This window comes from Kineococcus indalonis (assembly GCF_009906395.1).
Lineage (GTDB): Bacteria > Actinomycetota > Actinomycetes > Actinomycetales > Kineococcaceae > Kineococcus > Kineococcus indalonis.
The window spans coordinates 1-9723 of the sequence record NZ_JAAALM010000102.1 but is presented as its reverse complement, the minus strand read 5'-3'; the positions used below and the strand labels follow the sequence as shown (position 1 = coordinate 9723).

Genomic DNA, 9723 nt, shown 5'->3' with positions numbered 1-9723 from the left:
GAGCTGCCGGAGACCGTCGCGCTGCCCACCGGCTCGGAGCCGGAGGGGATCACCTCCGGGTGGGGCACCACCTTCTACGCCGGCTCGCGCGCCGACGGCAGCGTCGTGCGCGGGGACCTGCGCACCGGCGGGAGCAGCGAGCTGGTGCCCGGGGTGGAGGGCCGCACCGCCGTGGGGATGCGCTACGACCGCTGGACGGACCGGTTGTGGGTGGCCGGGGGCGCCACCGGGGCGGTGACCGCCTACGACGGCAGCACCGGCGCGGAGCTGGGCCGCTGGGTGGTGCCGGGCAGCGGGTTCCTCAACGACGTCGAGGTCACCCGCGACGCCGTGTACGTCACCGACTCGGCCGTGCAGCGGCTCGTCGTGGTGCCGCTGGGCGCCGACGGGCGGGTGCCGGGCGCCGACGGCGCGCGGACCCTGGACATCACCGGCGACCTCGCCTACGGCACGGGGTTCAACGCCAACGGCATCCGCGCGTACCGCGACGCCCTGGTGGTCACCCAGAGCAGCACCGGCGACCTGTTCCGCGTCGACCCGGCCACCGGGGTCAGCGACCGCATCGAGGTGAGCGGGCCCGACCTGACCGCCGGCGACGGCCTGGTGCTGCGCGGGCGCACGCTCTACGTCGTCTACGGCTTCTCCACCGACGCCGCGGCCGTGGTGCGCCTGTCGCCCGACGGCCGCAGCGGGGAGGTGCTCGGCCCGGTGCAGGACGAGGACCTGGACCGGCCCACCACGGGCGTCCTGGCCGCCGGGGCGCTGTGGCTGGTCAACGGCCGCTTCCAGCTGACCGACACGAGCACCGCGGAGTACCAGGTGGTGCGGGTCGACCTGCCCTGAGGCGGGCCCTGAGGCCGGCCCGCCGCGGCTCCCGCCGCCCGGCCGGGCGGCGGGAGCGCGGGGCGCTCAGCAGGAGGCGACCAGCTCCCAGCCGCCCGTGGCGGTCGCGCGCAGCGAGACGACGTTGAAGCTGCTGGTGGCGCCGAGGCTGTCGCGGCTGCCGCGGGCGTAGGCGCGCCCGTACAGGCTCACCGCGCGGTCGGCGTCGACGTGGTCACGGGTGCTGTCGCGCACGCACGTGGCCGGGTCCGGGGTGGGCTCCGGGGTCGGGCCGGGAGCGGGGGTGCCCGCGGCCCGCACCAGGCCGGCGGCGAACTGCGCCCCCGCGGCCGCGGAGCCGTTGGAGACGTAGCTGAGGTGGCCGCCGGTGCCGGTCTTGGGGGCGCTGCCGCAGACGCTGTCGCTGCTGTTGCAGTAGTCCTTCGACCTCGGCCCGTAGGTGGCGCTGGCGGTGGCGACGGTGCGCCCGGACAGGCCCAGCGGGTTGCCGAACACCACCACGGCCGCGACGCGGCCGGCGAGCTCGGCGGGCACCGGGGTGCCGGTGGTGGTGCCGGTGCGGATGCCGACGGCGATGTCGGTGACGGTGGCGCCCTGCGAGTACCCGCCCAGGACGAACAGCGTGGAGGGGCAGGCCGCGGCCACCTCGCGCACGTGCGCGCTCATCGCGGTCGCGCCGGGCCCGGCGCTGCTCTGCGAGGTGTTGGCGGCGTAGTCCACGGCGTGGGAGGTCACCGTGCGGTCGGGCAGGGCGCTGGTCAGCGCGCTCGCGAACGGCCGGCCCACCACGCCCAGCCCGGCGGCCTCGCCGGTGCCGCGGGCGAAGACGACCTCCACGTCGGAGCAGGCCGCGGCCGAGGCGGGGGCGGCGCCGGCGAGCAGCCCGCCCCCCGCGGCGACGGCCGCTGCGGCGGCGGCCAGGAGGCGACGGCTGGTGGAGCGGACCACGGGTTTCTCCCTGCGTGACGTGGGGCGCCGGCGGTGGGGACCCCCGCCGGGGGCTCGTTCCTGCGAGGCCGGGCAGAGCATGCCGTGCGCGCAACGGCGCGCGCAAGGTTGCCCGGGCTCCTCACCGTGCGAGAACGCCCCTGCCGCGGCAGCGCCCGCTGCGCTGGGCCGGGGCGTCGTGGGCACCGCGGTGTGGGACCTCATCGACGAGGAGCTCGCCGCCGAGCAGCGCCTGCAGAAGGGGCAGGCGCTGGAGCAGGACGCCCGCTCGATGCTGCTCGGCCGCGTCCCGGTGCCCGACGACGTCGCGAAGCTGGTGTCCTACCTGGCCTCCCCCGGCTCCGACCACGTCACCGGGCGGACGGTGCTCGTCGACGGCGGCATCCACTTCTCCTGAACCCCAGCGGTCCTCCGGACCCGCGCGGTGTCCAGCACGACCGCCACCCCCCAGGCGGCGACCGCGGCGAGCTCCTCCCGCAGGTGCACGAGGTGGCGCTCGCGGGTGAGCACCTGCAGCAGCCGGTACGTGGTGGGCAGCGGGCAGTCCAGCAGCGCCGGGACCTCCTTGGCGCTGGCGGCGACGACGTCGAGGATCGCCGGGGCGCGGTCCAGCGCGCGCACGCTGCCCGCGGCCGCGCTCACGGCAGCAGGATCGCCCGGGTGCCGGGCAGGCGGCCGCCGTCCAGGTCGTCCAGCGCCTCCAGCGCGGAGCTCAGCGGGTACTCGCGCGTGGACAGGGTCACCAGGCCGCGCGCGGCCAGCGCCATCAGCTCGCGCAGGTCGGAGTACGAGCCCACGAGGTTGCCGACGACGCGGATCTCCCGGCTGATGAGGTCGATGGTGGGCACCTCGACCTTCCCGCCGTAGCCGATGACGCAGTAGCTGCCGGCGTCGCGGGTCATCGCCACGCCCTGCGCCTCGGTGCCGTGCTCGCCGACGAAGTCGAGCACCACCTCCGCGCCCGCGCCCTCGGTGAGGTCCAGGACCTGCTCGACGACGTCGTCGCCGGCCAGGACGGTGCGGTGCGCGCCCAGCGCCCGCGCCTTGGCCAGCACGTCGGCGGAGCGGTCGACGACGACGACCTCGGCGGGCGTCATGGCCAGCAGGCACTGCAGGCCGATGTGCCCCAGCCCGCCGGCGCCGACGACGACGGCGCGCGCGGTGGCGGGCAGCTCCGGCACGACCTTGCGCACCGCGTGGTGCGCGGTCAGGCCGGCGTCGGCCAGCGCGGCCACGGCCCGGGGTTCCAGGCCCTCGGCGAGCTTGACCACCGAGCGCGCGCCCGTGCGCAGGAACTCCGCCATGCCGCCGTCGCGGTCGATGCCGGGGAAGGCGCTGTTCGCGCAGTGCACGTCGTCGCCGCGCCGGCACGCCGGGCACAACCCGCAGGTGACCAGCGGGTGCAGGACCACCGCGTCGCCCACGGCGACGTTCGAGACGGCGGCGCCGACGTCGACGACGGTGCCGGCGTTCTCGTGGCCCAGGACGTACGGCAGCGCGACGCCGGACTTCTGCGCCCACTGCCCCTCCAGGACGTGCAGGTCGGTGCGGCACACCCCGGCGGCGTCGACGTGCACGAGGACGTCGAGCGGGCCCTCGACCCGGGGTTCGGGGACGTCGTCGATCGACGCGGGCTTGCCGTACTCGTGGACCCGTACCGCCTTCATGCGCTGGCCTCCGTGGTGTCGTGCGGTCGCGTGGTGAGCAGCTGGACGGGCACCGGGCCGGCGCCCTCGGCGCGGGGCGCCTGGTCGGCCCCGGAACCGGGGTAGCGGGTGCGCAGCAGGCCGCGGCAGAAGTGCGCGTTGCCGTCGACGGAGATGCGCACGGAGCGGGCCCGGCGCACGCGCAGCGGGACCTGCTCGCGCGGGACGCGGTGCCCGTCGTCGTCGAGCAGGACGGGCGCGCCCGGCTCGTCGGGCAGGCCGAGGGCGGTGCGGCGCCGGCGCAGCGCGGCGGTGGTGCCGTCGTCGGGCAGGTCGGCCAGCACGACCTCACCGAGGTCCTCCTCGCGCAACTGCGGGCGCGCCCGCAGCAGCGCCGTCAGGCAGCGTTCGGCCGCGGCCGTGTGGGCCTTGCGCCGGAACGTGGCGCGCAGCTCGTCGAGGCTGTCCAGGGCCTCGTGCCGGAACGTCCCGCGGTACCCGGCGTCGGCGGCCAGGCCCGCGTTGATGAGGTCGGAGTCGTGGTGGTCGTCCAGCTCGACGACGACGCACCCCGCGCCGGGCAGCGCGCTCAGGGCGTCCTTGGCGTCGGAGGCCATGAGGTAGGCGAAGTTCGGGGAGCAGAACGAGGTGGGCAGGCGCAGGTGCACCTCCACCGCACCCTCGGGGCCGAGGTCCACGGAGCGCACGAAACCGAGGTCGGTGATCGGCTCGTCGAGCTCGGGGTCCACGACGCCGCCCAGCGCGGCGGTGACGTCGGTGCGCGCGAGGACCCGAGCGCCGGCCCGCTCGGTGGTGGCCGTCATCACGCCACCGCCACGGCCTGCGGCTGCGCCAGCGCCGGCGGGTTCGCCACCTGCAGGTGCTCGGGGACGGCGATGTCGTACATGGCCGCGGCGTTCAGGCCGAGGATCTTCTTCTTCTGGTCCACCGTCAGCGGGGCGTACTCGGTCATGTCCTGCGGGATCTGGAAGTCCACGAACGTCTCGATCAGCCACTTCGGCGTCCAGAGCGCGTAGTCGCTGGAGAACTGGATGCGGTTCTCGTCCAGCCAGTACAGCAGTTCGCCGATGATCTGCGCGAAGTAGCGCGGGCGGGTGTGCATGAACGGGATCGCCACCGCCAGGCCCGCGTGCACGTTGGGTTCCTGCGTGGCGATCCAGCAGAAGTCCTCCAACCGGGGCAGGCCGCAGTGCTCCACGACGAAGTTCATGTCGGTGAAGTCCGTGGCCACGTGGTCGACGTCGGCGACGTCGAACGCGTCGCGGTCCAGCGGGCGGATCGTGGGGCCCTTGTGGACGTGGACGTTCCGGATGCCCAGCTCGCGCGCCACCTCCAGGTAGCGGTACGTCCAGGGGTCGGAGAGCTTGTAGCCGCGCGAGTCCCCGTGCCAGTCGGCGGTGTAGAGCTTCACGCCCTTCAGGTGCATCCGCTCGGCGTCCTCACGCAGCCGGTCCAGGCCGCGCTCGCCGTCGCGCGGGTCGAAGTAGTGGTTGTACGTCAGCTTGTCGGGGTGCGCGCTCGCCAGCGCGAACGCCTCCTCCGTCTGCCCGAACCCGTTCACGTAGAACTCCCCCAGCCGGGCCGGCTGGAACACCGCGTGGTCGACGCACCCGTCGGTGAACAGGTCCTTCATGAGGCGCTCACCGCCCTGGTAGAGGTACTCCTCGTAGCTCCACAGCTCCGAGGCCGGGCTGAGGTTGCGGTGGTAGTCGTAGAAGCAGTCGATGAACTGCTTGCCGTGCACGTTGCGCTGGTTGGCGGGCCTGGCGTCCCACAGCGCCACGTGCGCGTCGACGATGAAGTAGTCCACGCCGTCCTTGCTGTACATGCGGCCTCCTCGCGCGCCGGGGGCACCGTCGCCCCCCTGCCGCGACGGTAGGCAGCGCCCCGCCGGGGCGGAAGGCACCGGGTGTCTCACTTTGAGACGCCGGCACCTGCCCCCGGGGCCCGCGGGCGCCTACCCTGGCCGGACGCGACGGTGCGGAGGTCCGGGAGGTCGGGCGTGGCAGGTGCGGAACCCGCGGTCGCCGGGACGGTGCGGGCCTCCTGGCGCCGCTGCGAGCGCTACGGCGTCTCGGAGCAGGAGGTCGAGCCGGTCTTCACCGGCGCCCTGGACACCGGCTCGCTCTTCTACGCCTGCGGGCAGCAGGTGCTGCGCTCGCTGCAGCAGACGCTCTCCGGCGAACCGGTCAGCCTCATGATCACCGACAGCGAGGGGCTGGTGCTGCTGCGCCTGCACCCCGACGACGGGATGCGCCGCTCGCTGGACGCCGTGCACCTGGCCCCCGGCTTCTCCTACGCCGAGCGCCACGCCGGCACCAACGGCCTGGGCCTGGCGCTGGCCGACCGCCGCCCCGCCCTGGTGCGCGGGCAGGAGCACTGGTGCCAGGCGCTCAAGCAGTACACGTGCGCCGCCGCCCCCGTGCTGGACCCCGTCACCGGCGCGCTGGCCGGCAGCATCAACCTCACGACCTGGTCGCAGGCGTCCTCCGGGCTGCTGCTGGCGCTGGCGCAGTCCTCCGCGAGCACCACGAGCGCGCTGATGGTGGCGCGCGCCGGGGGGCGGCCGGTGCGCGAGGCCCCCCGCGGGCACGTCTTCCACGTGCAGGTCGAGCACGGCGACGGGCGCGAGGAGGTGTGCTCCTCGCCGGCGTGGGCGGCCGCCGTGGCCGCGGCCGGGGAGGAGGTGGCCCGCGGCCGGGTGCTGGCCCTGGTCGGCGAGCCCGGCTCGGGGCGCGCGACGCTGGCGGCGCTGGCCCACCGCCGCGGCGGCCGCCGGCACCGGGTGCTGCGGGCGCGGGTGCCCGGCGTGGAGGACGTGCCCGCCTGGGTGCGGATGTGGACCCCGCACCTGGGCGCGCAGGGCACCACCGTGGTCGTCTCCGGGGTGGGGGAGCTGCCGGCGTGGGCCGTGGACGAGCTCGCCGCGGCGCTGGCCGGCGCGCGGCGCGGCGACGGGCACCCCCAGCCGTTCGCGCTGGTCGCCCGCGACCTGGACCGGCTGCCCGCCGCGCTGGGCGCCCTCGTGGACGCCGTGGTGGAGGCCCCGCCGCTGCGCGCCCGCCCCGAGGACGTCCCGGCGCTGGCCGCGGCGTTCGCCCGGCGCGGCGGGCACCGCGCGGTGGGCTTCACGCCCGCGGCGGAGCGGGCCCTGCGGGCGCACGCCTGGCCCGGCAACGTGCGCCGGCTGCGGGAGGTCGTGGAGGCGGCCGCCGCCCGCACCGACGTCGTGGACGTGCAGCACCTGCCGCCGGAGGTGTTCACCCGCGGCACCCGCGTGCTCGGCCGGCTGGAGGCGCTGGAGCGCGACGAGATCGTCCGCGCCCTCACCGAACCGGGCACGAGCGTGGCGCGCGCCGCCGAGCTGCTCGGCGTCTCGCGCGCCACCGTCTACCGCAAGGTCGCCCAGTACGACATCGCCCTGCCCCGCTGAGGTCCCCGCGGGTTTCGGGCGCGTGAACACTGGGCGCACGCTCCCGCGAGGGCTTCCGCGGGACCCGGCGGCCCCGCACCCTGGGAGGGACTGTCGAGCAGGGTGCAGCCGCCGGGCGCCGCCGTGCCCGGCACGACCCCCCTGCGAGGAGGACGGCAGTGATCGAACCGCGCATCGTCCAGCGCCTGCGCGACGCGGCGGAGGACCACCGCGTGCACCCCGAGACGCCGGTGCGCCTGACGGTGCAGCTGGCCGACGGGCGCAGCGTGACCGGGACGCCGCTGGCCGTGGAGGACGGCACCGTGTGGCTGCGCACGGCGCAGGACGAGGACGGCGCCGCGCTGGAGCTGGAGTCGGTGCTGGACCTGCGCGAGGCCTCACCGGCGGCGCTGGACGAGGGCGTGCCGGCAGCCTGAGGAGCCACCGGACCCTGCTGCGGAGGGTGCTCGCGGGGCTACCGTGGGGGTGCCCGGCACCGCCGTCGCGAGGAGCTCCCGTGCACCGCTCCCGGTACCGCCTCCCCCTCACCGGCCTCGTGCTGTGCGCGGCGCTGGCCCCGGCCGCCTGCGGCGCGCAGGAGCGGGCGGCGGCGCCCCCCGCCGCGTCCGCGACGTCCAGCGCGCCACCCGCGCAGCAGGGCCACGGCGCGCAGGACGTGGCGTTCGCCCAGCAGATGGTCGTGCACCACCGCGGGGCGGTGGACATGGCCGACACCGCGGTGGCCCGCGCCACCAGCGCGCAGGTGCGCGACCTCGCCGCCTCGATCTCCGCCGCGCAGGGGCCGGAGATCGAGGAGATGACGTCCTGGCTGGACGCGTGGGGCGAGGCCGTCCCGGCGGGCTCGGCGATGGGCGCGCACGACGCCGCCGGGCACGAGGGGGCGGGCACGTCGAACCTGGAGGAGGTGCAGGAGCTGGAGGGGGCGACGGGGGCGGAGTTCGACCGCACGTTCCTGCGGATGATGATCGACCACCACGAGGCGGGGGTCGAGATGGCGGCCGCCGAGCGCGCCGGGGGGACGGACCCCCGGGCGCTCGAGCTGGCCGGCCGCATCGAGCAGGAGCAGTCGGCCGAGGTGGAGCGCATGCGCGAGCTGCTGGGCACGCTCGGCGGCTGACGCCGCGCGCCCGGCCTACTGGATGCGGATCCCCGCGCCCCGCATCCTCTTCTTCGCGCGCTGCACCGACTCCTTGAAGGCGCGCTGCACCTTCACCCCGCGGCGCCGGAAGCCCAGCACGTCCATCGCCGCGTCGAGCACCGCGGTGTCCTGCGCCGTCGTGCCCAGGCGCGCGTACGCCAGGGCGACGGCCGCGTCGACGGCCTCCACCGGCGTCTGGTCGACGTTGGGGTGCGCACCCCCCAGGCCCGCGGTGAAGCCGTCGACGGTCGCCTGCGCGCCGGCCGCGCTCCCCAGACCCGCGGGCGGCTCCGGGACGGTCGGGGCGGCGACGGGGCCCGCGTCCGCGCCGGCTTGCGGGACCTCCTCGGCAGGGGCCCGCTCGGCCTGCTCACGAGCGACGCGCTCGGCCTCCTCACGTGCAGCCCGCTCAGCCTCCTCACGAGCGAGCAGTTCCGCCTGCTCCCGCTGCGCGGCGCGCTCAGCCTCCTGCTGCGCAGCACGCTCAGCCTCCTCACGAGCGACGCGCTCAGCCTCCTCACGGGCGAGCACTTCCGCCTGCTCCTGCTCCGCCTGCTCCTGCTCCGCCTGCTCCTGCTCCGCGCGCTCCTGCTCCGCGCGCTCCTGCTCCGCGCGCTCCTGCTCCGCGCGCTCCTGCTCCGCGCGCTCCTGCTCCGCGCGCTCCTGCTCCGCGCGCCGCCAGGCCTCGACGACGCGCTGCACCTCCCCGCGCGGGTCGCGGAACCAGGCGGTGCTCCACACCCGGTGGACGGCCAGCCCGGCGCGCTGGAGCTGCTCGGGGCGGGCCACCTCGCGGTCGCGGACGGTGGGCAGGGCGCGCCAGGGGGCGCCGTCGAGCTCGAGGGCGAGCGCGGGGCCGTCGCCGTCGGGGTCGCGCGCCACGAGCAGGTCGACGGGGTGCCCGGCCACCGGGGCCCCGTCGGTGACGGGCAGGCCGGCGGCGCGCAGGGCGGTGGCGACGGCGTCGCGCAGCGCGGCGGTGGGGGCGTGCGCGGGCGCCGGCGGCCAGGCCAGCGCGTGGGGCACCAGGGCGGCGGCGAGCGCGCTCCAGGCGGAGCCGTCGCCGGTGCCGGTGCCCTCGGCGGTGCCGACGGCGACGAGCTGGCGCGCGCGGCGGGCCAGGGCCAGCACGTCCTCGGCGGGGCGGCGCTGCACGTCGTCGACGAGGAGGACGTCGAACTCCTCGCCGTCGGCGAGCTCGGCGGCGCCGGCGACGACGCGCACGCGCGGCGCCGCGGCGGGGTCGGACAGGGCCGAGCGCAGCCGGCGGGCGGCGGCCCGGCGGCGGCTGGCGTCGGCGTCGCGGAAGGCGGCGGCCAGCTCACCGGGTGCGCCGCCGGCGAGCAGGTCGGCGACGGCCGCCTCCGTGCGGGCGCGCAGCCAGGCGGCCCGCACGAGGCGGGCGACGTCGTCCTCGCCCGCACCGGCGGGCACGGCGGCGGCCAGCTCCTCCAGGCCCTCGGCGCTCAGGCGCTCGCGCTGGCGGCGGTGGGTGAGCGCGGCGCCGGCCCGCCCGGCCCGCTCGGCGAGGGCGGGCAGGTCGGCGAGGGCGACGCCGGTGGGGTCGGCCGGCAGGGGGACGCCGGCCGCGGCGGCCGCGGTGAGCAGGCGGCGGGCGTCGTCCACCCGGGCGGCGAGGTCGGGCAGGCCCGGCCAGGCGCGCAGCGGGCCCGCGGTGCGCGCGGACCACTGCC

General features: G+C 77.0%; 11 protein-coding genes. 5 read left to right on the top strand and 6 right to left on the bottom strand.

The annotated features are described in order from the left end of the window. Positions 1 to 843, top strand: an 843-nt coding sequence (locus GTR00_RS07360; RefSeq protein WP_166610984.1) for an NHL repeat-containing protein, incomplete at its 5' end; no start/stop codon positions are given. A gap of 66 nt (positions 844 to 909) precedes the next feature. Here the strand turns inward: GTR00_RS07360 and GTR00_RS07355 are convergent. Beyond that, positions 910 to 1791, bottom strand: coding sequence for a cutinase family protein (locus GTR00_RS07355; protein ID WP_205705276.1), 882 nt, complete (start codon positions 1789 to 1791; stop codon positions 910 to 912). 178 nt (positions 1792 to 1969) lie between these two features. Between GTR00_RS07355 and GTR00_RS25640 the strand changes: the two genes are divergently transcribed. Beyond that, positions 1970 to 2188, top strand: coding sequence for an SDR family oxidoreductase (locus GTR00_RS25640; protein ID WP_205705275.1), 219 nt, complete (start codon positions 1970 to 1972; stop codon positions 2186 to 2188). Here GTR00_RS25640 and GTR00_RS25635 read toward each other — a convergent pair. From GTR00_RS25635 to GTR00_RS07330, 4 genes are read right to left on the bottom strand one after another with little or no spacing between them, the layout of a single operon-like run. Next, positions 2113 to 2433, bottom strand: coding sequence for an IclR family transcriptional regulator (locus tag GTR00_RS25635; protein WP_166610981.1), 321 nt, complete (start codon positions 2431 to 2433; stop codon positions 2113 to 2115). The genes GTR00_RS25640 and GTR00_RS25635 overlap by 76 nt on opposite strands. Continuing rightward, a complete protein-coding gene (locus GTR00_RS07340) occupies positions 2430 to 3458 on the bottom strand; it encodes an NAD(P)-dependent alcohol dehydrogenase (protein ID WP_166610980.1) in 1029 nt (342 codons plus the stop codon). Before GTR00_RS07340 ends, GTR00_RS25635 begins: the two co-directional genes overlap by 4 nt. Then, positions 3455 to 4261, bottom strand: a complete 807-nt coding sequence (locus GTR00_RS07335) for a metal-sulfur cluster assembly factor (RefSeq protein ID WP_166610979.1) — start codon at positions 4259 to 4261, stop codon at positions 3455 to 3457. The genes GTR00_RS07340 and GTR00_RS07335 overlap by 4 nt, the downstream gene beginning before the upstream one ends. After that, positions 4261 to 5286, bottom strand: coding sequence for an amidohydrolase family protein (locus GTR00_RS07330; RefSeq protein WP_166610978.1), 1026 nt, complete (start codon positions 5284 to 5286; stop codon positions 4261 to 4263). Before GTR00_RS07330 ends, GTR00_RS07335 begins: the two co-directional genes overlap by 1 nt. A gap of 174 nt (positions 5287 to 5460) precedes the next feature. On the opposite strand from GTR00_RS07330, the gene GTR00_RS25630 reads away from it, so the two are divergent. From GTR00_RS25630 to GTR00_RS07315, 3 genes are all read left to right on the top strand, one after another. After that, a complete protein-coding gene (locus GTR00_RS25630) occupies positions 5461 to 6891 on the top strand; it encodes an AAA-type ATPase lid domain-containing protein (protein ID WP_205705274.1) in 1431 nt (476 codons plus the stop codon). Between the two features lie 158 nt (positions 6892 to 7049). Continuing rightward, positions 7050 to 7307 (top strand): hypothetical protein, encoded by a 258-nt coding sequence (locus tag GTR00_RS07320; protein WP_166610976.1) that lies wholly within the window; start codon positions 7050 to 7052, stop codon positions 7305 to 7307. A gap of 80 nt (positions 7308 to 7387) precedes the next feature. Then, entirely contained in the window at positions 7388 to 8008 is a 621-nt protein-coding gene (locus GTR00_RS07315) for a DUF305 domain-containing protein (RefSeq protein ID WP_166610975.1), read from the top strand. Positions 8009 to 8023: 15 nt separating this feature from the next. On the opposite strand, the gene GTR00_RS24890 is transcribed toward GTR00_RS07315, so the two are convergent. Beyond that, a partial coding sequence (locus GTR00_RS24890) for a hypothetical protein (RefSeq protein WP_205705273.1) occupies positions 8024 to 9723 on the bottom strand: 1700 nt, incomplete at its 5' end.